This is a genomic window from Xanthomonas sp. NCPPB 3582 (assembly GCF_041475735.2).
In the GTDB taxonomy this organism is placed as follows: Bacteria; Pseudomonadota; Gammaproteobacteria; order Xanthomonadales; family Xanthomonadaceae; genus Xanthomonas; species Xanthomonas codiaei.
Genome location: NZ_CM192968.1, coordinates 808,378 through 831,698 on the forward strand (window position 1 = coordinate 808,378; position 23,321 = coordinate 831,698).

General features: G+C 67.5%; 22 protein-coding genes. 14 read left to right on the forward strand and 8 right to left on the reverse strand.

Annotated elements, in window-relative coordinates; all coding sequences use genetic code 11:
* Positions 1 to 211 precede the first annotated feature (211 nt).
* Positions 212 to 787 carry a DUF3016 domain-containing protein gene (locus ACCQ05_RS03430; protein WP_372392946.1) on the reverse strand — a complete coding sequence of 192 codons (576 nt, stop codon included), beginning with the start codon at positions 785 to 787 and terminating at the stop codon, positions 212 to 214.
* 249 nt (positions 788 to 1,036) lie between these two features.
* Between ACCQ05_RS03430 and ACCQ05_RS03435 the strand changes: the two genes are divergently transcribed.
* The 5 genes from ACCQ05_RS03435 to ACCQ05_RS03455 all read left to right on the forward strand — a co-directional run bounded on the left by ACCQ05_RS03435 (position 1,037) and on the right by ACCQ05_RS03455 (position 5,869).
* Positions 1,037 to 1,483 carry a hypothetical protein gene (locus tag ACCQ05_RS03435; RefSeq protein ID WP_372393913.1) on the forward strand — a complete coding sequence of 149 codons (447 nt, stop codon included), beginning with the start codon at positions 1,037 to 1,039 and terminating at the stop codon, positions 1,481 to 1,483.
* Positions 1,470 to 1,760, forward strand: coding sequence for a hypothetical protein (locus ACCQ05_RS03440; RefSeq protein ID WP_104544156.1), 291 nt, complete (start codon positions 1,470 to 1,472; stop codon positions 1,758 to 1,760). Before ACCQ05_RS03435 ends, ACCQ05_RS03440 begins: the two co-directional genes overlap by 14 nt.
* Before the next feature lie 125 nt (positions 1,761 to 1,885).
* The gene (locus ACCQ05_RS03445; RefSeq protein WP_372392947.1) at positions 1,886 to 3,919 is read left to right on the forward strand and encodes a hybrid sensor histidine kinase/response regulator; all 2,034 of its coding nucleotides are present in this window, start codon (positions 1,886 to 1,888) and stop codon (positions 3,917 to 3,919) included.
* 215 nt (positions 3,920 to 4,134) lie between these two features.
* Entirely contained in the window at positions 4,135 to 4,443 is a 309-nt protein-coding gene (locus ACCQ05_RS03450; protein WP_228964631.1) for a DUF3247 family protein, read from the forward strand.
* Between the two features lie 88 nt (positions 4,444 to 4,531).
* A complete protein-coding gene (locus ACCQ05_RS03455) occupies positions 4,532 to 5,869 on the forward strand; it encodes a PQQ-dependent sugar dehydrogenase (RefSeq protein ID WP_228964630.1) in 1,338 nt (445 codons plus the stop codon).
* A 432-nt stretch (positions 5,870 to 6,301) separates the two neighbouring features.
* Here ACCQ05_RS03455 and ACCQ05_RS03460 read toward each other — a convergent pair whose 3' ends face one another.
* The gene (locus ACCQ05_RS03460) at positions 6,302 to 6,562 is read right to left on the reverse strand and encodes a hypothetical protein (RefSeq protein ID WP_372392948.1); all 261 of its coding nucleotides are present in this window, start codon (positions 6,560 to 6,562) and stop codon (positions 6,302 to 6,304) included.
* A 147-nt stretch (positions 6,563 to 6,709) separates the two neighbouring features.
* Here ACCQ05_RS03460 and ACCQ05_RS03465 point away from each other — a divergent pair, with 147 nt between their 5' ends.
* Genes ACCQ05_RS03465 through ACCQ05_RS03475 form a run of 3 tightly spaced genes read left to right on the forward strand, consistent with a single transcriptional unit; the run spans position 6,710 to position 9,164 of the window.
* A complete protein-coding gene (locus tag ACCQ05_RS03465; RefSeq protein WP_228964629.1) occupies positions 6,710 to 7,777 on the forward strand; it encodes a methyltransferase in 1,068 nt (355 codons plus the stop codon).
* Entirely contained in the window at positions 7,774 to 8,487 is a 714-nt protein-coding gene (locus ACCQ05_RS03470; RefSeq protein WP_372392949.1) for a pseudouridine synthase, read from the forward strand. Before ACCQ05_RS03465 ends, ACCQ05_RS03470 begins: the two co-directional genes overlap by 4 nt.
* Positions 8,484 to 9,164 (forward strand): HAD family hydrolase, encoded by a 681-nt coding sequence (locus tag ACCQ05_RS03475; protein WP_228964627.1) that lies wholly within the window; start codon positions 8,484 to 8,486, stop codon positions 9,162 to 9,164. Before ACCQ05_RS03470 ends, ACCQ05_RS03475 begins: the two co-directional genes overlap by 4 nt.
* A 468-nt stretch (positions 9,165 to 9,632) precedes the next feature.
* Here the strand turns inward: ACCQ05_RS03475 and ACCQ05_RS03480 are convergent, their stop codons facing one another.
* On the reverse strand, positions 9,633 to 10,439 hold the full coding sequence (locus tag ACCQ05_RS03480) for an SDR family oxidoreductase (protein WP_228964626.1): 807 nt from the start codon (positions 10,437 to 10,439) through the stop codon (positions 9,633 to 9,635).
* 243 nt (positions 10,440 to 10,682) lie between these two features.
* Here ACCQ05_RS03480 and ACCQ05_RS03485 point away from each other — a divergent pair, with 243 nt between their 5' ends.
* Entirely contained in the window at positions 10,683 to 13,286 is a 2,604-nt protein-coding gene (locus ACCQ05_RS03485; protein WP_228964658.1) for a TonB-dependent receptor, read from the forward strand.
* The gene (locus ACCQ05_RS03490) at positions 13,286 to 14,695 is read left to right on the forward strand and encodes a CehA/McbA family metallohydrolase domain-containing protein (protein WP_372392950.1); all 1,410 of its coding nucleotides are present in this window, start codon (positions 13,286 to 13,288) and stop codon (positions 14,693 to 14,695) included. The genes ACCQ05_RS03485 and ACCQ05_RS03490 overlap by 1 nt, the downstream gene beginning before the upstream one ends.
* Before the next feature lie 114 nt (positions 14,696 to 14,809).
* Here the strand turns inward: ACCQ05_RS03490 and ACCQ05_RS03495 are convergent, their stop codons facing one another.
* From ACCQ05_RS03495 to ACCQ05_RS03515, 5 genes are all read right to left on the reverse strand, one after another.
* Complete coding sequence (locus tag ACCQ05_RS03495) at positions 14,810 to 15,370, reverse strand: DUF1415 domain-containing protein (RefSeq protein ID WP_372392951.1); 561 nt, start codon at positions 15,368 to 15,370, stop codon at positions 14,810 to 14,812.
* Positions 15,371 to 15,492: 122 nt separating this feature from the next.
* Positions 15,493 to 16,350: an alpha/beta hydrolase gene (locus ACCQ05_RS03500; protein ID WP_228964623.1), complete on the reverse strand. Its 858-nt coding sequence runs from the start codon at positions 16,348 to 16,350 to the stop codon at positions 15,493 to 15,495.
* Complete coding sequence (locus ACCQ05_RS03505; protein WP_228964622.1) at positions 16,334 to 18,067, reverse strand: ATP-binding response regulator; 1,734 nt, start codon at positions 18,065 to 18,067, stop codon at positions 16,334 to 16,336. Before ACCQ05_RS03505 ends, ACCQ05_RS03500 begins: the two co-directional genes overlap by 17 nt.
* Positions 18,060 to 18,524, reverse strand: a complete 465-nt coding sequence (locus ACCQ05_RS03510) for a hypothetical protein (RefSeq protein WP_228964621.1) — start codon at positions 18,522 to 18,524, stop codon at positions 18,060 to 18,062. The genes ACCQ05_RS03505 and ACCQ05_RS03510 overlap by 8 nt, the downstream gene beginning before the upstream one ends.
* Before the next feature lie 154 nt (positions 18,525 to 18,678).
* Positions 18,679 to 19,164 (reverse strand): YajQ family cyclic di-GMP-binding protein, encoded by a 486-nt coding sequence (locus ACCQ05_RS03515; RefSeq protein WP_228964620.1) that lies wholly within the window; start codon positions 19,162 to 19,164, stop codon positions 18,679 to 18,681.
* Positions 19,165 to 19,269: 105 nt separating this feature from the next.
* On the opposite strand from ACCQ05_RS03515, the gene ACCQ05_RS03520 reads away from it, so the two are divergent.
* The 4 genes from ACCQ05_RS03520 to ACCQ05_RS03535 all read left to right on the forward strand — a co-directional run bounded on the left by ACCQ05_RS03520 (position 19,270) and on the right by ACCQ05_RS03535 (position 23,151).
* Complete coding sequence (locus ACCQ05_RS03520; protein WP_372392952.1) at positions 19,270 to 20,166, forward strand: DMT family transporter; 897 nt, start codon at positions 19,270 to 19,272, stop codon at positions 20,164 to 20,166.
* Between the two features lie 276 nt (positions 20,167 to 20,442).
* The gene (locus ACCQ05_RS03525; protein WP_372392953.1) at positions 20,443 to 21,450 is read left to right on the forward strand and encodes a methionine ABC transporter ATP-binding protein; all 1,008 of its coding nucleotides are present in this window, start codon (positions 20,443 to 20,445) and stop codon (positions 21,448 to 21,450) included.
* Positions 21,447 to 22,142, forward strand: coding sequence for a methionine ABC transporter permease (locus ACCQ05_RS03530; protein WP_104540762.1), 696 nt, complete (start codon positions 21,447 to 21,449; stop codon positions 22,140 to 22,142). Before ACCQ05_RS03525 ends, ACCQ05_RS03530 begins: the two co-directional genes overlap by 4 nt.
* 205 nt (positions 22,143 to 22,347) lie before the next feature.
* A complete protein-coding gene (locus tag ACCQ05_RS03535; protein ID WP_228330927.1) occupies positions 22,348 to 23,151 on the forward strand; it encodes a MetQ/NlpA family ABC transporter substrate-binding protein in 804 nt (267 codons plus the stop codon).
* Positions 23,152 to 23,321: the final 170 nt, after the last annotated feature.

The window sequence follows — 23,321 nt, forward strand, 5'->3', positions numbered from 1 at the left end:
GCGTGCGGGAGAAGGTGGCGCGCAGCGCCGGATGAGGGTGCGTGCGTAGCCTCATGCGGTTGGACGTAGCGAGGGCTTCGCCCCGCACCCTCACCCCAACCCCGCTCCGCGCCCCGGCCCGCGCTTGCGGCGCGGGCGCTCCAAGGCACGCGCGCCAGTGGCGCGCAAGCTGTGCCTTCTCGCCCCGCGGGGAGAGGGGCTTTAGCGCCACTTACAACCCCGCGGTACTGCGGTCGCCACGGAACTGCTTGCGCACCCAGTCGTCGATCATCGCCTTTTCATAGCGCAACGGATCGGTATCGGTCAGGCGTGGGCCGTTCATCAGGAACGCCGCGTCCACCAGCCTGCGTTCGCCCTGGTCGATCACCCGGCCATCGGCCGCGGTGAGCGTATAGGTGAAACTCAGGCGCGGTGGGTAGATGTCCTTGACCACGCGCACGTCCTGCAGGCGCGGGCCATGCCAGGGCTCGTACTGGCCGGCGCGGCGGATATCGGTGATGGTCACGCTCAGATGCTGGCCTTCGGGCAGCTGACGCGCGGCGCTTTGCTGGAAGTGGGTAGCCAACTGAGCGACCCAATCGCCACGCTGGGCTTCCCATCGATTGCCGCTGAAGCGGAGATCGGAAAACGCGGCCGGGTCGGTCCAGCGCACATCCACCTTGCCATCGCTGGCCAGCGCGCGTGGCGCCTGCGGGTCGGTGACGTTGCGTACGCGGGCCTGGACGCCGGTGGCGGCAAGCAACCCTGCCAGCAACAGGCCGGCGCCGGAAACACTGGAACGTTTCATGGAAAGCCTCCAGGCGTGAGGTACGTCGCGTACCGTGTGTCACTGCAGTGTGGGGGCGCGTCGGCATGCCCGCAACGCGGGTGGCGACCAGGCCGGCACAGCGTTGCCGCCCGGTTAATTCGCGCCGGTGGACGCCGTGACGGCGGGTTCACTGCGCCTGCGCCTGCGCTTCACGGGATAGCCCGGAAGATCAACGACATGGACACCCACTCTTACCGCACAAAGTCAGCTTCTTCGGCGCCGGCGCACATGCCGGCGGACGTGCGCCTGCAGTTCATCGACTGGGCAAAGCAGCATGGCCACAATCCCGTGACCGGAGCCGCCGCCTTTGTCGCCCTGCAGAGCGAGGTGGACCTGGATCTGGCCACCCGCACGCTGCGGCTGGACCCGAGCAGCGACCCGCGGGACGCCTTGCGCGACCATCTGGCGGCACTGGCACGCCAGGTCGATGTGGCGGTGCAATTCCCGCCAGTCTATGCCTACACCGCCGCCACCGGCCTGGACTATCGCTATTCGCTGATGCTGGTCATCGCCGAGGACTGCGTCGAATGGACCGGGCGGGTCTGGCAGGACCTGGACTACCAGGGGATGCTCACCGGCCGCGGGCAGGGACCGCGTGCCAATTACACCCAACTGGCGCGCATGGCGCTGGAACACGAGCTTGATCAGGAGCGCCCCCGTTATGTCCAGGCATGAACTCGAGCTGGAGTTGCCCCTCGCTGCCCAGGTCGCCACCACCGCGGATGGTTTCAGCCAGCGGTGCCGTAGCGAATGCGCCGAACTGGGCTTGTCGCGGGTTCGCCTGCTGTTGCTGGATGCCGACTACGCGCGTTCCACCGCCTGGCGCGAGGAGGCCCAGCGCTGGATGGACGAGCAGCTGCGCCGCGAAGGGGAGTGGGTGTTTCGCGGGGTGGTCGCCGGCATCGTGGTGCTGGGGAGCTGCATCGCCCTGGCCGCCGCGACCTTGTGGTGATGCTTCGGACACAGGGCGGTTCCAGGCCGCAAGTGACCGATCCGTGATCGCTGTCGTCTGCCCGTGCACCCGCTGACGACATCGGGCATGGTTTCATCTGCCCGTCATCCGCTCCGGCAGTATCCGTGGTAACCGATTTGAGCACTCCCAGCCCCAGTCCCGATCTGGCTGCCGCATTGCCGGCCGCCATCGCCGAGCCCTTCCTCGACCCGGGGATGTACCACGAGATCTTTCACAATATCGATGCCGGTTTCTGCGTCATCGATCTGGTGTTCGACGGCGACCATGCGGTCGACTACATCATCCGGACGACCAACGGCGCCTTCGAGCGCTACACCGGGCTGTCGAACGCACTGAATGTGTCCATCCGCGACATGCTGCCCGAGCATGAGCAGGAATGGTTCGACCGCTACGGGCAGGTGGCCCGCACCGGCAACCGCATCCATTTCGAAATGCAGGCCAAGGCGCTGCGCCGCTGGTATTCGGTGGATGCGTTTCGGGTCGGGCAGCCGGAACAGGCGCGGGTGGCGGTGCTGTTCATGGACATCACCGAGCGCAAGCGGGTGGAGCGCGAGCTGGCCGAAAGCGAAGCGCGCTTCAGCGCGCTGGCCGACGGCCTGCCGATGCCGGTGTGGGTGCTGGATGCGCAGGGCGTGGTGCGCTTCGTCAACAGCGCCTACGGCGAATTCTTCGGCCTGGATATCTCCAGCGGCACGGTGTCGGCGTGGAGCGAGCTATTGCATCCGGACGACCTGCCGATCTTCCAGTTCGAGCTGTCCGCCGCGCTGGAAGAGCAGCGCGGGCTGCGTGCGCTGGTGCGGGCGCGTCGCCACGATGGCCAGTGGCGCTGGATCGAGATGACCGCCACGCCGCGCTATTCGGCCGACGGGCGCTTCATCGGCCTGGCCGGCAGCAGCCCGGACGTGACCGAGCAGCGCGAGATCGAACTGGCGCGCGAGCAGCTGCTCGAATCCGAGCGCAGCGCGCGCAACGAAGCCGAGAGCATGGCGCGGCTGAAGGACGAGTTCCTGGCCACCTTGTCGCACGAGTTGCGCACCCCGCTGACCACGATCCTGGGCTGGAGCGAGTTGTTGCTGCAGCGGGTCGAGGAAGGGCATGCCAACTACAAGGGCCTGTCGGTGATCGCCAGCAGCGCACGCGCGCAGAAGCGGCTGATCTCGGACATGCTCGATCTGAGCAGCATGTTGCTGGGCAAGGTGCAGCTGGAAGTCGAATCGCTGGATCTGGCCGAGCAGGTGCGCGAAGCGCTCAATACCCAGGAACTGGCCGCCGAAGGCAAGGACCAGATCCTGCAGCTGCACGCGCCGTCCACGCCGTGCCTGGTGCTGGGCGATGCCACGCGACTGCAGCAGGTGTTGTGGAATCTGCTCTCCAACGCGATCAAGTTCACCCCGGCGCATGGCCGCATCGACGTCAGCATCGAGCGCGACGACGGCCATCTGCTGGTGGCCGTGCGCGATTCCGGCGATGGCATCGCTGCCGAATTCCTGCCGCACCTGTTCGGTCGCTTCCGCCAGGCCGACGGCACCACCACGCGCCAGCATGGCGGGCTGGGCCTGGGCCTGGCGATCGTGCAGCAGCTGGTGGAGATGCATGGCGGCCAGGTCGGCGCCACCAGCGGCGGCCGCGGCAAGGGCGCCACCTTCACCGTGCGCCTGCCCGAGCACATGCCCGACCAGGGCAAGCGTCCGCGGCGCGAGCTGCGCCGCCGCCTGATGTCCGAGCAGATCGTCGAAGCGCGTGCGCTCATGGGCCTGCGCCTGCTGGCGGTGGAAGATCAGCCGGACATGCTCGATTACCTGCGCCGTCTGCTCGAAGAACAGGGCGCTGAGGTGGTGACTGCCGGCAGTGCTACCGATGCGCTGGCCTTGATCGATCATCGTGGTCATGCACGTTTCGACGTGATGCTGACCGACATCGGCATGCCCGGCATGGATGGCTACGGTTTGATCCGCACCGTGCGCGACAACCTGGGCCTGGATGCGCGTGTACTACCGGCCGTGGCAGTCACCGCACTGGCGCGCGATGACGACCGCAAGCGCGCGCTGGATTCCGGTTTCCAGGAACATCTGGCCAAGCCGTACAGCGTGGCGCAGCTGGTCACCGCCGTGCGCGCGGCACGCGAAGCCGCCGAGTAAGCAAGCTCATGGCAGGGCATGAGGTGGGCGCGACAGCGCTGCCGTCACGCGTCGGCCCTGTGGCGGTGGCAATGCATGGCCCCAGGATGGCCGGGCGCGTACGGCATGACGCCTTGCGCTGAAGCGATGGCAGGTGGTTCCGGTATCGGCCAGGTTTGCTGTGTCGTTCACGCTCGCTGGCCTAGCGTGAGGCACCGCGCCGATGGAGTCCTCCGATGCCCAAGTATGCCCCCCACGTGTATACCGAGCGGGTGCAGATCGCCACCCTGGAGCATTGGGTGTCCCTGCTCGGCGGTCAGGAGCGGGTGCGGGTGGAGCTCGACGACGGCAGCCTGCTGAGCGGCACCGTCGCGGTGCGCCCCAGCATCCAGACCTATCTCGACGATAGCGACAACGAAGGCCTCAATGGCCAGCTGCGGCTGGATCAACTGGATGCTTCGCAAGAGCCGCATTGGATCTGGATGGACCGCATCGTGGCCGTGCATCCGCTGCCACCGGGCGCAGATCCGCACCCGGTTGCCTGACCCAAGCGTCTTGACGACACGTTTACTTCTTCCCAATCCGTTGTCGGCATGATGACCGACTGTCGAAACGGTTCAGGAACTTTCCGCAATGAATGCACCCGTGTCCACGTTCGCTCGCTGGCCGTTGTCGCTGATGGTCATCGCTTTGCTGGGCGGTTGCGGCGATACCGCCACCTTGGCCATCGAACAGGGAACCGGACCGAATCCGCAGCTGCCCGAGCCGGTGAAGCGCTTGATCCCTACGGTCAAGATCGCGCCGGTCAAGCGCTGGGCGGACAACGCAAAGCCGATGGCCGCCGACGATCTGCAGGTCGGCGCATTCGCGCGCGACCTGGACCACCCGCGCTGGCTGTACGTGCTGCCCAATGGCGATGTGCTGGTGGCCGAAACCGCCGAGCCGCCCAAGCCTGAAAATGCCGACAGCGGCGGTGGTTTGCGCAAGAAAGTACAGGGCGCGGTGATGAAGAAGGCCGGCGCGGCGGTGCCCAGCGCCAATCGCATCACCTTGCTGCGCGATGCCGATGGCGACGGCGTGGCCGAAGTGCGCACGCAATTCGTCACTGGGCTGTATTCGCCGTTCGGCATGGCCTTGGTGGGCGACCGGTTCTACGTGGCCAATGCCGATGCGCTGGTGAGCTTCCCGTACACGCCTGGCGATACCCACATCACCGCCAAGCCCACCTTCGTGGCCAATCTGCCCGGCGGCTTGAACCATCACTGGACCAAGTCGCTGCTGGCCAGCGCCGATGGCAGCAAGCTGTATGTCGGCGTGGGGTCCAACAGCAACGTGGCCGAAAACGGCATGGAAGCCGAGCTCAATCGCGCCGCCATCCTGGAGATCGACCCGGCCACCGGCAGCAGCCGTGTCTTCGCCAGCGGCCTGCGCAACCCGGTGGGCACCGCATGGGAGCCGCAGAGCAAGTCGTTGTGGGTGGTGGTCAACGAACGCGACGAGATCGGCAGCGATCTGGTACCGGACTACCTGACCTCGGTACGCGATGGCGGCTTCTATGGCTGGCCCTACAGCTATTACGGGCAGCACGTGGACGAGCGGGTCCAGCCGCAGAATGCCGAGCTGGTGGCCAAGGCCATCAAGCCGGACTATGCGCTGGGCCCGCATACCGCCTCGCTGGGGCTGAGCTTTGCCAGCGGTACGCTGCTGCCGGAGCGCTTCCGCCAGGGCGCCTTCATCGGCCAGCACGGCTCGTGGAATCGCGACCCGCCCAGCGGCTACAAGGTGCTGTTCGTGCCGTTCGCCGGCGGCAAGCCCAATGGAACGCCGATCACCGTGCTGGATGGGTTTCTGGATGCCGAAGGCAATGCGCAGGGGCGTCCGGTGGGCGTGACCTTCGACAACATCGGCGCCTTGCTGGTGGCCGACGATGTGGGCAATGTGATCTGGCGGGTGACGCCGAAGACGCGCTGAACCTGCGGGCAGTTGGCCGTACAGGCAGCAGTCGCAGTCGCCATGGAGCAAATCCTTCTCCCACCAGGACACTGTCCTCCTTCATGGGGAGCAGGTGCGCTGCATGGGCGGATGAGGGGCCGCGCGCAGGCTGGAAACCTTCAGCAGGATGAGCCTTGCTGGACCTGACCCCTCATGCAGCACGCGCGATCTCCAGCAACACAGGCGTGCATTGGGCGTATCCGCCCATCGTCCTGATGGTGCATCTGACGGAATCGTCCGTGCCAAGAGAGCCTGCGTGACGCCCACGAAAAACCGGGCCTATGCCCGGTCTTCGTTGACGTCGGCATGCCGGCGATCGCTCAGACACACGCTGGCGAGTTTCTAGGCTGCCGTTACATCGACACCCTTGATGTCAGACGCTTCAAGGCTTGCGTCCAACAGCGCATCTGCTCAGCGCAGTGCCTCCGGTGACGCGCTGAACCGGCGCGCATAGCCACGTTCTTCGGTGATGCGGCTGATGTCGTCGTCGGCCATCTCCGGCGCACCGTAGACCGCATAGGCCACGCTGCTATCTTCGCGTTCGCCAACCTGGTGCAGGCGATAGCGAGGTCGACCGGCGCCGGTGTTTTCGGGGTAATGCAGCGGGGGCGGGGTGTCGTCCAGATCCATCTCGCTGTTGTCGACGACTCCACCTACGAACAGGGCTCGCATCGCGTATCTCCGGTGTGGGCGTGATTCCAGCCTAGGCGGGCAGATGTTGCGTGGGCATCAATAGTCCGTATACGCCTTGGAAGGGCTGCCGCGGGCGGCCGGCAGCGGTCCCTTACAATGGCGGCCCGTTTCCGACCCGACGATCCGATGGCTGGCCCGCACGATGCCCCGCTTCAAGCCCTGTTCCTGCCGTTCGCCCGAGGCGCGCTGCCATGGCCGCAAGGTCCGGTGCTGTTCCTGCGTGCCCGCGACGGCGTTGCGCTGCGCGAACATGCCGCCGCCGACACGCTGATCTGCGAACAGAGCTTTCGCCCGTTTGCGCAGGCGCTGGAGCACAGCGGCTGGCAGGTGCGCGAAGAGCGCGAGATCGAGGCCGACAGTACCCGCTACGCGCTGGTACTGGTATTGCCGCCGCGGCAGCGCGACGAGGCGCGCGCGCTGTTTGCGCGCGCAGTGGCATTGACCGCGCCGGGCGGACGCGTGGTGGCCTGCCAGTCAAACAACGAGGGCGCGCGCTCCGGCGAGACCGATCTGCGCCAGCTCAGCGGTCTGGCCGGCAGCCTGACCAAGTACCACTGCCGTACCTACTGGACCGCACCGCTGCCGGCCGCCACCGATGCCGCGCTGCAGGCGCGCTGGGCGGCGCTGGATGCGCCGCGCAAGATCCTCGATGGCCGCTTCCTGAGCCGCCCCGGTGTGTTCGCCTGGGATCGCATCGATCCGGCATCGGCGCTGCTGGTCGAGCACCTGCCGCCCACGCTGGCAGGGCATGGCGCCGACCTGGGGGCGGGCTTCGGTTATTTGTCGGCCGAAGTGCTGGCGCGTTGCCCCAAGGTCACCGCATTGGACCTGTACGAAGCGGAGGCGCGCGCGCTGGAGTTGGCGCGGCGCAACCTGCAGGACACTCCGCACCCGGCGCAGCTGCACTACCACTGGCGCGACGTCACCGCCGGGCTGGCGGCGCAGTACGATTTCATCGTCAGCAACCCGCCCTTCCACACGCCGTCGCGTGCCGATCGCCCCGACATCGGGCAGCGCTTCATCGCCGTGGCCGCGCAGGCGCTGCGTGCGGGTGGGCAGCTGTTGCTGGTGGCCAACCGGCATCTGCCCTACGAGCAGATCCTCAACGAGAGTTTCGGCCAGGTGCGCGTGGCCGCCGAGCGCGACGGCTTCAAGCTGATCGCCGCCACCCGTGGCCGTGGAGCGCGCGCATGAAGCTGGTCAAGCACATCGCCAACCTGGGCTACGGCAGCCGCAAGCAGGTGACCCAGCTGTTCCGCCAGGGCGCCATCACCGATGCGCAGGGCGAGGTGCTGTATGCCGACGATCAGGTGGAGCACGACGCCATCCGCATCGATGGCGAACCGCTCGATCCGCCGCCGGGCTTCAGCCTGTTGCTGCATAAACCCGGCGGCTACACCTGTTCGACCAAGGACACCGGCCGGCTGATCTACGAGCTGCTGCCGCCGCGCTTCCGCCTGCGCGCACCGGTGCTGGCGCCGGTGGGCCGGCTGGACCGCGAGACCAGCGGCATGTTGCTGATGACCGACGATGGCGCACTGCTGCACCGGATCATTTCGCCCAAGTCCGCGCTGGACAAGGTCTACGAGGTCACGCTGGCCGAGGACCTGCGCGGCGACGAGGCGGCGCTGTTTTCCAGCGGCACGCTGTTGCTGGAAGGCGAGACCAAGCCGCTGTTGCCTGCCGAACTGGAGGTGCTTGGTCCACGCCAGGCGCGGCTGACCCTGCACGAAGGCCGCTACCATCAGGTGCGTCGCATGTTCGCTGCCGCCGGCAATCACGTGGTCGCCCTGCATCGCAGCCGCGTCGGCGGGTTGGCGCTGGACGCGCTGCCGTGCGGGCACTGGCGCGCGCTGGAGGCGGCCGATCTGGAGGCGCTGTTCGGCCGCGGAACTGCCGCATGACGCAGATCCCGCCGTTGCCGTTCCGCCCGCAGGCGGTGATCTTCGACATGGATGGCCTGATGCTCGACAGCGAGCGCGCCATCACCACCTGCCTGGCGCAGGCCGCCGACGACCAGGGCCTGCAGATCGAGCCGGCGTTCTGGCTACGCATGGTCGGTACCGGCGATGCGGCCTGCCGCCGGTTGCTGGGCGAGCGGGTCGGCGATACGGCTGCCGACAGCATGCTGGCGCATGCGCAAGCGCTTTACGCCGCTGTGGTCGAACGCGGTATCCCGCACCGGCCCGGCATCATCGCTTTGCTGGACTACCTGGCCGCGCAGGGCATGCCACGTGCGGTGGCCACCTCCACCCAGCGCCCGCTGGCACTGCGCAAGCTGGAGGCGGCCGATCTGCTGTGGCGCTTCGCGGCAGTGTGCACGGCCAGCGACGTGCAGCATCCCAAGCCCGCACCGGACATCTACCTGCTGGCTGCGCGCACGCTGGCGGTGGACCCTGCGCACTGCCTGGTGCTGGAGGACTCGCCCACCGGCGTGCGCGCCGCACTGGCGGCCGGCATGACGCCGATCCAGATCCCGGACCTGCTCGAGCCCGATGCCGCAGTGCGCGCGCTCGGCCATCGCATCCTGCCTTCGCTGGGCGATGTGCAGCGCCTGCTGGAAGCGCAATTGGCTGGCTGATGTGAAAGCGTGAGTCCGCGTAAAGCGCAATCGTGAAAAGCGGCGCTCGGACCAACCCACTTGACCTGCCAAGCGCAGCAACCCGCACTGGCGACCGGAGCACGACCAAAAAGCCCCTCTCCCCTCGGGGCGAGAAGGCACAGCTTGCGCGCCACTGGCGCGCGTGCCTTTGAGCGCCCTCGCCGCAAGCGCGGGCCGGGGCGCGGGGGTTGGGGTGAGGGTACGAGCAAACCGACGCAACCAACGCCTGCACAACGCAGTACGAGCAACCGACGCCTGCACAACGCGGAAAGCGTAGCGATACCGACATGGCTGCAGCACACGCCGCCAACATCCCGGCTTCCGCCTCACCGATGCAGTGCATGGCAAGCACCACAGATCGCCAAGAGTGCGTGTCTCTGCCGCGCATCAGCACGCTGCGCGGCGCATCACACCAACACCAACACCACCCGCATCAACAGCATGCCCTCACGCGTACTGCATCCTGCGCGACATGCCACCATCGACAATGAAGTCCTGCCCGGTGACGAAGCCGGACAGCTGTGGTGCCAGCAGATAGACCGCCAACTGCGCGATGTCTTCCGGGGTGCCCACCCGCCCGGCCGGATGCTGCGCATGATCGCGCCGCGAGAGTCTGGGTGCACGCCGACGTTGCGGGGCGCGCCAGGCATCGGTGCTGATCCAGCCCGGACTGATGCTGTTGACGCGGATCTGCGGGCCTTCGCTCACCGCCAGCGCATGGGTGAAGGCGACCAGGCCGCCTTTGGCGGCCGCATAGGCTTCGCTGTGCGGCTCCGATTGCCAGGCGCGGGTGGAGGCGATGTTGATGATCGCGCCACCACCGGGCGCCTGCGTCAGCGCAGGCAGCGCGTGTTTGCTGCATAGGAAGGCGCCGTGCAGGCTGGACAGCCGGCGGTTCCAGTTGTCCCAATCCAGCTGCGGCAGCGCGGCGATATGCGGATCGGGCACGCCGGCATTGTTGACCAGGCCATCGATGCGGCCGAAGCGTTTGAGCGCGGTGGCGATCAGACGCGCGGCGTGGGCTTCGCGCGCCGCATCGCAACGCACGAAGGCGCTGCGACGCGGCAGCGCCCATTCCTGCAGGCAGGCCTTACCGGCGGCCGCGTCCAGATCGCCGATCACCGCGTTGCCGCCGGCCCCCAGCACCGCCTGCGCAATGCCGCGGCCGATGCCTTGTGCGCCGCCGGTGATGATCACCACGCGGTCCTGCAGCGGTGACGGGTTCCATGCGGGAACAGCGGGAATCAGCGACATTTGGGCATTACCGGCAATGAAGTCGCCAGCACTGTAACGCGCTGTCTGTCGTTGTCGCAGCAAGGCGCGTGCGCTAGCGGCTGTTATCGCGCTGCGCGGATGTCATCAACATTTCATACGAATTTCCTTTCATGTCGCGCGCCGACACGACAGCAGCTGCGCAGTCCGGCTCCCCCACTACCCGGAAACCTCATGACCTCTTTTCCCGTGCATCCCGCGCGTCGCCCTCGCCATGCCGCGCTGATGCTCGCCGTCACTGCCGCGCTCATTTCCGTCGCCGCGCAGGCACAGCAGGTACCTGCCGCCGCCACGCAACCTACCGAGTTGGACAGCGTGCAGGTGCTCGGCAGCTACGCCTCCAGCCTGGAACGCGCGCTCAACGACAAGCGCTATGCGCCGAGCGTGATCGATTCGATCGAAGCCGAGGACATCGGCAAGCTGCCTGCGCAGAACGTGGCCGAAGCCTTGCAGCGCCTGCCGGGCGTGACCATCGAGCGCGATCGCGGCGAAGGCGTGTATGTGCGCGTGCGCGGGCTGGGGCCGAGTTTCCAGGTCACCACGCTCAATGGCCAGACCATGGCGGTCAACGAGAACGTGCGCAATTCCGGCCAGACCGGCCGTCAATTCCGCTTCGATACGCTGCCCGCCGAACTGGTATCCGGGCTGGAGGTGATCAAGAGCCCCACCGCTGTGCTGGATGAAGGCGCCATTGGCGGCGTGGTCAACGTCAAGACGTTTCGCCCGCTGCAGTTGGGCAATGCCGAGACGCATCTGTCGGCCGAGCTCAGCCACCCGCAACTGGCCGATGAAAACGACCCGCGCGTTTCGGGCCTGTACAACTGGGTCAACGCCGACAAGACCCTGGGCGTGTTGTTCGCCGCCGCCTATGCCGAGCGCAGCCTGCGCCAGGACCGCGTCAACGAGACCTATTGGGAGCGCTACGCCGAGGGCATCGACAGCAACGGCGACGGCCGCGCCGATACCGGTGCGATCTGGGCGCCTTCGGCGATCCGTCCGACACTGGAACTGGAGCATCGCAAGCGCATCGGCGTGGCCAGCTCGGTGCAGTTCACACCCAGCGACGCGCTGGAGTTCAACCTGGATCTGTTCTACGCACGCCAGCAGGTGGACTACGACGAATTTGCAATCGGCACCGGCTGGGAGCCGGGCAACATGCGCAACCTCACCATCGCAGGCGATACGCTCACCGCGTTCGACTACCGCAACGGCCAGGTGCAGCTCTCGCGCGAAACCTCGGGCATGACCGACGAGAACCGCAGCCTGCGGCTCAGCGGCGCCTGGCAGGGCGATGCATGGAAGGTGCAGGGCACCGGCTTCCTCTCGCGTGCGCATAGCTGGAACGACGACCCGATTCGCCGCACCCGCCTGCGCACCGGCGCCACGGTCGACCAGCGTGTCTCGTTTCCGCGCGCCTCCGGCGACAACGTGCCGAACTGGGCCTTCACCGACGGCTACGACCCCACCGATCCGGCGCAGACGCCCGGCCGCCGCCTGGAGTGGCGCATCATCGATGCGGTGGACCGCGAACGTGCCCTGCAATTCGACGCAGACCGCATGCTGGACGGCAGCTTCTTCAGTGCGCTCAAGCTGGGCGCCAAGTACCGCAGCCGCGAGCGCCGCTACGACCGTACCGACCTGATCAACAACAGCATCGCCGGCAGGCGCTTCGATGCCAGCTATTTCTCTCCCTCGCTGCCGGTGAGCGACATGCTGGCAGGCGGCAATGGCCAGCTGCCGCGGCAATGGCTGGCACCACGCGAAGCGCCGTTCTGGGGCGACTGGCCCACCAGCGCGGATCTGGCCAACAGCCCCAGCAGCGATGACCTGCAAAATTCCTACCGCGTGCTCGAGGACATCAGCTCGGCGTACGTGATGGGCGAATTCGCCACGCCGCTTGCCGGCCACGAGCTGCGCGGCAATCTCGGCGTGCGCGGCGTGCACACCCAGCAGCGCACCGAAGGCCACGCCAACCTGGATGGCAGCGCGCAGCCGGTGGTGTTCGAACGCAGCTACAACGACGTGCTGCCGTCGCTGAACGTGGCGCTGGACCTGAGCCAGAGCATGGTGCTGCGTGGTGCGGCCGCCAAGGTGATCACGCGCCCGGACCTCACCGATCTGTCGTCCAAGCTCACCTTCAATTCCAGCGGCGAAACGCTCACCGCCAGCGGCGGCAATCCGAATCTGGAGCCATTCGAAGCGCTGCAGTACGACCTCACCTTCGAGTGGTACACCTCGCCCTCCTCGGCCCTGGTGGCCGGGGTGTTCTACAAGGACATCAGCCGGTTCGTGCAGACCCAGTTCTCCAACCTGGACTACCAGGGGCGCAGCTATCTGCTCTCGTCCAAGGTCAATGGCGGCAAGGCCAGGGTGCAGGGCGTGGAGCTGGCCTGGCAGCAGGTGTTCAGCGGCCTGCCGGCGCCGTTCGACGGGCTGGGCATGCAGGCCAACTACACCTGGACCGATAGCCAGGCCAACTACGTCGATGGCACGCAGCACTTCCAGGATGCGCTGGAAGGTGTGGCCAAGAACAGCTACAACCTGGTCGGCTTCTACGAGAAGGGGCCGTTGTCGATGCGGTTGAGCTACAGCTGGCGCGACGACATCGTCAACTCGGTGGGCACCGCCGATGTGGCGACCAACAACACGCGCGCCTTCGGCACCCTGGATGGCAACCTCTCCTGGCAGATCAATCCCACCGTGGCGGTGTTCGTCAACGCCATCAACCTCACCGGGCAGGTCCAGCACATGTATGTGGGCGAGCATCTGTTTTCCGGCTACACCGACTACGGGCGCACCTATTCGCTGGGCCTGCGGGCGAGCTTCTGATGCGCGCGCCTGGCAAACCGATGGCGGCGCTGGCGATTGCGTTCGCCTGCGCCGGCGGCGCACATGCAGCGCAACCGCCCGGCAGCGACGATCAACCGCACTGGCTGGCAGGCGATCACCACGTGCACAGCGAATGGAGCGTGATCTGGGACCGCTCCACCACGCCGCCCACGCCGATCCGTGGCGGCGATTCGCCGTATACGCGTGAGCGCAATGCGCAGCAGGCGCTGGCCAATGGCCTGAGCTGGATCGTGCACACCGATCATGGCGGGCCGGGCCATTCGGTGGTGACGCGCGAGCAGGCCTGGCCGGCGCTGCAGCGTGCCCGGCGTGCGGTGCCGCAGTTGATCCAGTTCCATGGCATGGAATTCGATGTGCCGGCGGCCGAACACGCCTCGTTGATCATCGCGCCCGGGCCGCACGAACAGGCGCAACTGCAAGGCCTGGAACGCGACTACAACCGTGCCGAGCTGCTCGATGGCAGCACGCGCGACACCGAGCAGGCGATGCTGGACGCAGTGCGTGCGATGCAGGCGCTGCGCCCGCAGCCGGTGCTGATCGTCAACCACCCCTCGCGCACCGCCACCGCGCTGGGGAGCTGGGGCAAGGTGAGTCCCGTCGAACTGCGTGCCTGGCAGGATGCCGCGCCGCAGGTGGTGATCGGCATGGAAGGCGCACCCGGCCACCAGGCCGACACCCAGCACCGCGGCCTGTATCGCAACGCGGCCGCGCCAACGCTGGGCGGCTTCGACCAGATGACCGCGCAGGTGGGTGGCGTGTGGGACGGCATGCTGGCCGAGGGCCGGCATTTCTGGATCACCGCCACCTCCGATTCGCACCGCAACTGGCGCGATGGCGGTGCCGAGTTCGATCCGGGCGAATACAGCAAGACCTATGTCCTGGCCCGGCGCGATCCGGCCGATATCCTGCGTGCGCTGCGCGCCGGCAAGAGCTTTGCGGTGACCGGCGATCTGATCGATGCGATGGACCTGCAACTGCAGTCCACCGCCGCCGATGGCCGCATCGGCGGCACCGCCGGCCTGGGCGAGACCTTGCGCATGGCAACCGGTGCATCGGCGCAGATTGTCCTGCGTCTGCACGAGCCGCCGCAGGCCAACCGCCACGGGCAACGCCCGCAACTGCAGCATGTCGATGTCATCGTCGGCACCACCGGTGATGACGGCGCGCTGCAGATGCAGGTGCAACGCATCGAGCGCAACGCGTTGCAGCGACGCGATGGCTGGCTGGTCGCATCGCTGCCCTTGCCGGATCTGTCGCGCGGCGGCTTCGTGCGCGTGCGCGGCAGCAACACCGATCAGCAGGCGCCACTAGCGGATACCGCCGGCGAAGATCCGTGGCAGGACCTGTGGTTCTATTCCAACCCGGTGTTCGTGGCGCCGGCGCGTTGACAGGCGGCTGGCTCACAACGCGCAACGCGTGGTGCCACGTGCTGCCGGTGTGCCGGTTCTGGCGTGGAGCAGATGCCAACGGCGACAGCAGGTGCTGCGCTGCGTGCGCCGCCCTCAGTGCTCGGCCCCGTTCAACGCCCGCTCCCAGCCGGCCTGGCCCAGCCGTTGCAGCGTGGCGATATTGCGTTCGACGATCACATCCGGATCCGGGAACGCGGCCACCGCACGCTCCACGCTGTCTTCGCGCAGCAGGTGCAGGGTAGGGAAGGGCGAGCGGTTGGTGAAGTTGGCCACATCCTCCGGCGCGGCGCCGGCGAACTGGTAATCGGGATGGAAGCTGGCCACCTGCAGCACGCCCTGCAGATCCAGCGCTTCCACCGCGGCATCGGCGTTGTCGAGAAAGTCGTTGTAGTCCAGGAAATCGGTCAGCACGTCCGGGTGCACGATCAGCGTGGTATCGATCTGCTCGGCCGGGGTGTCGCGCAACAGGACGAGTTCTTCGGCCAGTTGCTCCAGCAGCGCCTCCGGCGTGCTGGCATCGCTGAGCACCAGGCGCACCTGGTCCTTGACGTACACCGCCTTGGCGAACGGGCACAGGTTCAGCCCGATCACCGCGCGCTCGATCCAGGTGCGGGTGGCGGCCAGGGGATCGGGCAGGGTGGGCGTGGTGGTCATCGTGGCGGCGGCGTGATGGCGCGCCAGTGTATGCGATCGCTGTCGGCAGGGTGGCCGATGCCACTGGCAACGCGCATCGCCGCAACCACGCCTGCGCGGTGGCGCAGGCGCATGGTGCCAGATCAGTCGCGGCTATCGGCACTGCCAGCCAGGTCGGCGTAGCCGTCACTGCCAAGCTGTTGACGCAGGAACTGCACCGACGTTTGCGCCACCTGCTCGGCGATCGGGGACTTGTGCGGCGAGCCGATGGCATGCGCGCCGCTGGCAAAGGCGATCGCCTGCCTGCGCGCTGGCGCCGTGCCCAGCGCCTGGAACATGGCCAGCATCGCCGGCACCGAGGAGATCGGGTCCTGCTCGCCATTGGGCGCGCGGTAGTAGCCCAACATGACCGGGCAGCGCACCTGCGGCCACGGCGGGGAGGCCGCAAACAGCTCGAACAGGCCACGCAGGGTGCGAAAGCCATCGGGATGGATGGTGTCCGACCAGTAGGCCCGGACTGCCTCGGTGCGCGGGTACGGGTCGGTGACCGGCAGCTGCGCCTGGCAGAGCCGATCCAGCAGGCCGGCATTGACGGGCCGGATGCCGGGCGACCACGCCACCACCGCGGCGACCTGCTCGGGGCGCTGTGCGGCCAGCCATAGCGCCAAGGTGCCGCCCAGCGAGGAACCGACAATGGCCACGCGCTCGCCCATGCGCTGCGCCTGGTCCAGCGCCTGAAGTGCCGAGGCCTGCATCGCGGCCGGGGTGAGCCCGGCCATGGCATCGGCTGCGCGCTGTCCATGGCCCGGCCATCGGTGTACGTAGCCATTGGCGTCCAGCGCATCGGCCATCTGTTCGGGCAGCGCGCCGGCCTCGCCCGGGCTTGCGGAGAACCCATGCAGGTACAGCAACGCCAGCTCGCGGCGTGCCGGCGTTGCGGTACGCCAGTGCCAGCGCGCCGCGTTGCCCGGTTTCAGGTCGGGGCTATCGCTGTGCGGCATGCTGGGCAAGCAGCGCAAGCAGTTCGTGCGCGTTGATCGGCTTGGACAGATAGCCGGCCACGCCGGCAGCGGCGGCCTCGCGCATCGAATCGGTGCGCGTGTCGGCGGTCAGCACGATGATCGGCGGCAACCGGTCGATCGCATCGCGCGCCTGTCCCAGCGCGTCCCAGCCGGAGGTGCCGGGCATGTGCAGATCGAGAAAGACGATATCCGGGCCGGCCTGGGCGATGCGCTGCACCGCGTCGGTGCCGTCGGCATGGAAGCTCACCCGGTGCCCGGCACGGGTCAGCAGGTTGCCGATCACCAGGCGATTGGTATCCATGTCCTCGAACACCAGGCAGTGCAGCGGCGGCACCGTCCGTGCGTGCTCGGCCAGCGCATCGCGCACATCGCGCGTGCGGCTGCTGTTGGCGGCGGCGGCCGGCAACTCGAAGATCCAGCGGAAGATGCTGCCGCCGGCAGGGTTGTCGCTCACCGTCAGGCTGCCGCCCATCGCATCGGAGACCGACAAGGCGATGTACAGGCCCAGGCCGACACCGCCTTCGGCACGGCCGAAGCCGGTGCTGAGCTGGGTGAACGGGGTGAAGATGTAGGCCTTGCTGTCGTCGGGCACGCCGATGCCGGTATCGGTGACGGTCGCCTCCAGCGTCCAGCGCCCATCGGCCTGGGTGGCCTCGATCAACAAATCCACTGCGCCGCCGGCCGGGGTGAACTTGATCGCATTGATGACCAGGTTGGTGATCACCTGCTCGATGCGGCCTTCGTCGCCAAGCAGGTAGGGCGTCTGTGCCGCTTCCATGCGCACGCCCAGCGACACGCCCTTGGTGGATGCGGCGGTCGCGCACACCGCTTTGACGGTGGTCAGCACGTCCAGCATGCTCAAGGGCTTGCTGTGCAATTGCAGGCGCCCGCCGTCGATGCTGGCCACGTCCAGTACCTCGTTGACGCGGTGGCGCAGGGCGGTGGCGTTGACCGTCACCGCCTGGATCAGGTCGCGCTGTTGCGCCGGCATGGCGTCGGTATCGATCAGCTGCGCGCAGTTGATGACGGCATTCAACGGCGTGCGCAATTCGTGGTTCATGGTGCTGATGAAGCGGCTTTGTGCATCGCGCGAGGCAAGCGCCTGCAGCGCCACTTCCTGCATCGCGATCACGATGCGCGACACCAGCAGTGGCAATACCACGCTCAACGCCACCGCGTAGACGAAATACGCCGGCCGCGACAGCCAGTAGCCGGCCGGTGCGGTCACCAGCATCAGCACGAAGGTGCTGAACAGCACCGGCACGGTGGCGCGTTGCCCATAGCGCGCCACCGCGGCGATGGTGATGAACGGCAGGAACGCGTTCAACGACATCAGCAGGATGAAGGCCAGGGAGGTCTGGATACCGATGAACAGCAGGCTCATCGCAAAGCCCACCGCATCTAGCCATTCCCTCTGCGCGATGGTCTTGCGCCGCACCAGCACCATCCAGACCACCGAGACGACCCACAAGGTCACCGCAGTCGGAAACACCGCATGCGCATCCTTGACCAGCACCGGTTGCGGCCCGTACAGCCAGCCAAGGCACCACAGCATCACGATGGTCTGCACCACCACGCGGCCGACGCAGGCGCGGTATTCCAAAAACGACTCGAGCAGCCGCACCAGTCTGTCGTTGCGCAACTGCCTGGCCGCCGGAATCAGGCCGGGCGTTGCGCGTTGGGAAGGGCTAGGCATGAGGCTCCGCGTTATCCTGATGAAGGGTGCGCCGGTACTGCCTGACCAGTAGACCAGCGGCGGTGGCTACCGCGGTGAAGCGGTGCGCAAGCGTGTCGCTGACGGCGTTGCGCTCCACCTCGCTGCGCAGCTGGTCGCAGGCCCTGAGCAACTCCTGCGATCCGGTCAGCGAGACGGTGTTCTTCAGCGAATGGATCTGTTCCAGCGCCTGCGCCTGGCTGCTGTCAGCATCGCCCAGTGTGCATTGCGCAATGGCGCGGTCGATTTCCGCGGCAAAGGCATCGGCGAAGGCGGCCGCCTCGATCGGGTCCAGGCACGCCATGGTGTGCAGCGTCGATCCGGCTTCGATCCGCGGCTGTGCATACGCCCGCGCGGCAGGCATGGCGCCCGCAGCACGCGTGCCTGCCCGCCGGAACGCATGCAGGCGATGCAACAGGCTGGCGAACAGCGCACGCATCGCGGCCCGCTACACCCGCTGCCCGGTACGACGATCGGCGCTGGCGGCTGCATACCGCCAGCGCAAGCCGCTGCAGTGCGCATCCCCACGGCATGCGGCTGAGTGCTGCATCGCCGGATCGATCACCGCCCACACCGCCATCGTTGGGTTGCGCTCAATCGCGGAAGTTGTCGAACTGCAGCGGCAACTCGAAGTCGGCCTTTTTCAGCAGCGCGATCGCATCCTGCAGGTCGTCGCGCTTCTTGCCGGTCACGCGCAGCTTGTCGCCGTTGATCTGCGCTTCCACCTTGAGCTTGGCTTCCTTGAGCTTGGCCACCAGCTGCTTGGCCTGCTTCTGCTCGATGCCCTGCTTGACGGTGACCTTCTGCCGCGCGCCGGCCAGGTTGGTGTCCACCTCGCCGAACTCCAGGCAGCGCACATCGATGCCGCGCGCCAGCAGCCGCGCGCGCAGGATGTCGGTCATCTGCTTGAGCTGGAAGTCGCTGGGAGCGGACTGGTGGATCACCTTGCCGTCTTCCAGCTCGAACTTCGCCTCCACACCCTTGAAGTCGAAACGCGTGTCCAGTTCACGGTTGGCCTGGTCCACCGCATTGGTCAATTCGTGCTTGTCGACTTCGGACACCACGTCGAAGGAAGGCATGCAAGGCTCCTGCTGTCTGAATACAGCCGTCATTCTATGGCATCGCGCCGGGCTACCCATCACCGGCGCGTGGCGATCGATGGGGCGCGGCAGCGATAATGCGCCATGCCCGGCACCCGCTCTCCGTTGCCCGCCATCGCCTGGATGATGGCCGCCGTGGCCTGCTTCTCGCTGATGGATGCGGGAATGAAGCTGCTGTCGGCGCATTACCCGCCGCTGCAGGTGACCTTGCTGCGCGGTGCGGCATCGCTGCCGTTCGTGCTGGTGTGGGTGCTGGCCACGGCCGGGCCGCGCTCCATCGTGCCGGTGCGCTGGGGCCTGCATCTGCTGCGCGGGGCGTTGGGCATGGCGATGATCGGGTGCTTCGTCTACGGCCTGAAGCGGATGCCGCTATCGACCGCCTACACGCTGTACTTCGTGGCGCCGTTGCTGGTGGCGGCCCTGTCGGTGCCGCTGCTGGGCGAGCACGTCGGGCCGCGCCGCTGGACCGCGATAGGCATTGGCCTGGTCGGGGTCATCTTGGTGCTGCGCCCCGGCGTGGACGGGCTGATCTCGCTGCCCGGCCTGATGGTGCTGCTGGCGGCCACGGCCTATGCGGTGGCCGCGGTCACGGTGAGCCTGTTGACCCGCACCGACACCCCGCAGGCGATGGTGGTGTGGTTCCTGCTGTTCATGGCGATCGGCGCCGGCGTGCTGGCCATCCCCGGCTGGGTGCCGCTGCAGGGTCGCCACGCCTGGCTGATCGCCGGCATGGGCCTGGCCGGCGCGCTGGGCCAGATCGCGCTGACCCAGGCCTTCCTGCGCGGCGAGGCCTCGATGATCGCCCCGCTGGAATACAGCGGCCTGGTCTGGGTGATCGGCTGGGACTGGCTGCTGTGGCAGACCCTGCCCGATAGCTGGACCTGGACCGGCGCCGGCATCATCGTCGCCAGCGGCCTGTATTTGTTGCGCCGGGAGCGGATACGGCGGGCTGACAGGCTGCCGCCGTTGGACAGGCCGTGATTGGGGATTCGGCATTCGGGATTCGGGATTGGCAACAGCGGGGCGCCGGTTGCTTTTGCGAATCCCCAATCCCCAGCGGCCGTGATTGGGGATTCGGCATTTGGGATTGGCAACAGCGGGGGGCAGCCGTGGCCTTTGCGAATCCCGGGCGGCCATGATTCGGGATTCGCGATTCGGGATTGGCAACAGCAGAGTCGCCGTGGCCTTTGCCAATCCCGAATCCCGAATCCCGACTCCCGGTGGTAGGCTTCACGACCCCCCAACCGGCCACGCGCGGTGATCCAGTTTCAGCGCCTGCACAAGTCCTACTCCGTTGACGGTCGTCAGATCGTGGCGCTGCACCCGCTTGATCTGCGGATCGGCCCCGGCGAGGTGTTCGGCATCATTGGCCATTCCGGGGCCGGCAAGTCCACGCTGATCCGGCTGATCAACCGGCTGGAAGAGCCCAGTGGCGGGCGCCTGCTGATCGGCGAGGAAGACGTGACCGCGCTGGACAGCCAGGGCCTGCGCGCCCTGCGCCGGCGCATCGGCATGATCTTCCAGCACTTCAACCTGCTGTCTTCGCGCACCGTGGCCGGCAATGTGGCCTTCCCGCTGGAACTGGCCGGCACCGCGCGCGCCGAAATCGATGCGCGGGTGGCCGAGCTGCTGGCCCGGGTCGGGCTGCAGGAGCACGCCAACAAGTATCCGGCGCAACTGTCCGGTGGGCAGAAGCAGCGCGTGGGCATTGCGCGCGCGCTGGCCACCCGGCCGCAGATCCTGCTGTGCGACGAGGCCACCAGCGCGCTGGATCCGCAGACCACCGCCTCGGTGCTGCAGCTGCTGGCGCAGATCAACCGCGAGCTGGGCCTGACCATCGTGCTGATCACCCACGAGATGGACGTGATCCGCCGCGTCTGCGACCGCGTGGCGGTGCTGGATGCCGGCAAGCTGGTGGAAACCGGCCCGGTCACCGAGGTCTTCCTGCATCCCAAGCACGCCACCACGCGGCGCTTCGTCTCCGAAGCCGAGCACGTGGACGAAGCCGAACTGCACCGTGATTTCGCCGCCGTCGGCGGGCGCATCGTGCGGCTGACCTTTCTGGGCAACGGCACCTACGAGCCGGTGCTGGGCCGCATCGCCCGCGAGACCGGCGTGGACTACAACATCCTGTCCGGGCGCGTGGACCGCATCAAGGACACTCCGTACGGCCAGCTGATCGTCGCCCTGACCGGCGGCGACCAGAACGCCTCGCTTGCCGGCTTCGTGGCGGCCGGCGTGCAGGTGGAGGATCTGCGCGTATGACTCCGATCACTGCCGCCGCCGGCGGCTTCTTCCGCAATCTCGATGCCGCCAAATGGGGCGATATCGGCCAGGCCACCCTGGATACCTTGCTGATGCTGGCCGGGGCGCTGCCGCTGACCCTGCTGATCGGCCTGCCGCTGGGCGTGGCGCTGTTCCTGTGCGGCACGCCGCAGCTGCGTCGCCGTCCGCTGCTGTATGGCGCGCTGGCGCTGGTGATCAACCTGCTGCGTTCGGTGCCCTTCATCATCCTGATGATCGCGATGATTCCGCTCACGCTGATGCTGATGGGCACCTCGCTCGGCGTGCGCGGGGCGATCCTGCCGTTGGTGGTGGGGGCCGCACCGTTCTACGCGCGCCTGGTGGAAACCGCGTTGCGCGAAGTCGATCGCGGCATCATCGAAGCCAGCCAGGCGATGGGCGCCACCACCCGGCAGCTGGTGCTGCGGGTGCTGCTGCCCGAAGCGCGGCCGGGCCTGATCGCCGGCGCCACCGTCACCACCATCGCGCTGATCGGCTTCACCGCGATGGGCGGGGCGATCGGTTCCGGCGGGCTGGGCGATGTGGCCTACCGCGAGGGTTACATGCGCTCGCATGCCGATGTCGCGCTGATCACCGTCATCGCCCTGCTGGTACTGGTGCAGCTGCTGCAGATGCTGGGCGACCGGCTGGTGGCGCACTACAGCCGGCGTTGAGCCGGCGCAGGGCAGGGGCGCGCCGGCGGACGCGGAGCGTGCGCCCTGGCACCAGCCGTGCTGGCCGTGCTGGCGCATCCCGCACGCCTGTCCGCACGGCGCCGCGCGCCGTGGGTTGCCGCGGCGCTGCATCGCCGCCGCCGCCGCGGTCTGCTAGGTTTGACGTCTGCGGCCTTCCCGCACTCCTCCTCCCACGGATCCCCACATGAGCACTTTTGCGTTTCGTTCCCTTCTGGCTGCCGCCACGCTGGCGCTGGCGTCCTGCGGCGGCAGCGCTGGCGGCAGTGGTGGCGACACCCTCACCGTCGCCGCCACGGCGGTGCCGCATGCCGAGATCCTGGAAGTGGTCGAACCGCTGCTGGCCAAGCAGGGCGTGAAGCTGGACGTGCGCGTGTTCAACGACTACGTGCAGCCCAACGACCAGGTCGTGCAGAAGCAGATCGACGTCAATTATTTCCAGACCGAGCCCTACCTGGACGCGTACAACCGCGACCGCAAGAGCCAGCTGGTGACCGTGGTCGGCGTACATATCGAGCCGTTCGGTGCGTATTCGCGCCGCTTCAAGGCGCTGGCCGACCTGCCTACGGGCGCCGATGTGGTCATTCCCAACGATCCGAGCAACAACAGCCGCGCGCTGATCCTGCTCGACAAGGCCGGAGTCATCAAGCTCAAGGACCCCGGCAATGCGCTGTCCACCCAACGCGATATCGTCGACAACCCAAAGCAGCTGAAATTCCGCGAGCTCGACTCGGCGATGCTGCCGCGCGTGCTGGACCAGGTCGACCTGGCCTTGATCAACACCAACTATGCGCTCGATGCCGGGCTCAATCCCACCCGCGACGCACTGGCGATCGAAAGCAAGGACTCGCCGTACGTGAACTTCCTGGTGGCCCGTGCGGACAACAAGGACGATGCGCGCGTGCAGAAGCTCGCCAAGGCATTGACCAGCCCGGAAGTGAAGGCCTTTATCGAGCAGAAGTACAAGGGCGCGGTGTTGCCGGCGTTCTGAGTGCGGCAACACCGCGCCCGGCCGCTGGGCCGAACCGGCAGATAGCCCCTGCCGCATGTGGCATCGACGGGCTGCACATGCCACAGCGTCGGCAGTGCGCTGCAGACCCTGCGCCTGCCTATCGGACGGCACAGCCGCAGGCCAGAACGCTGCGCGGCATGACGGACACG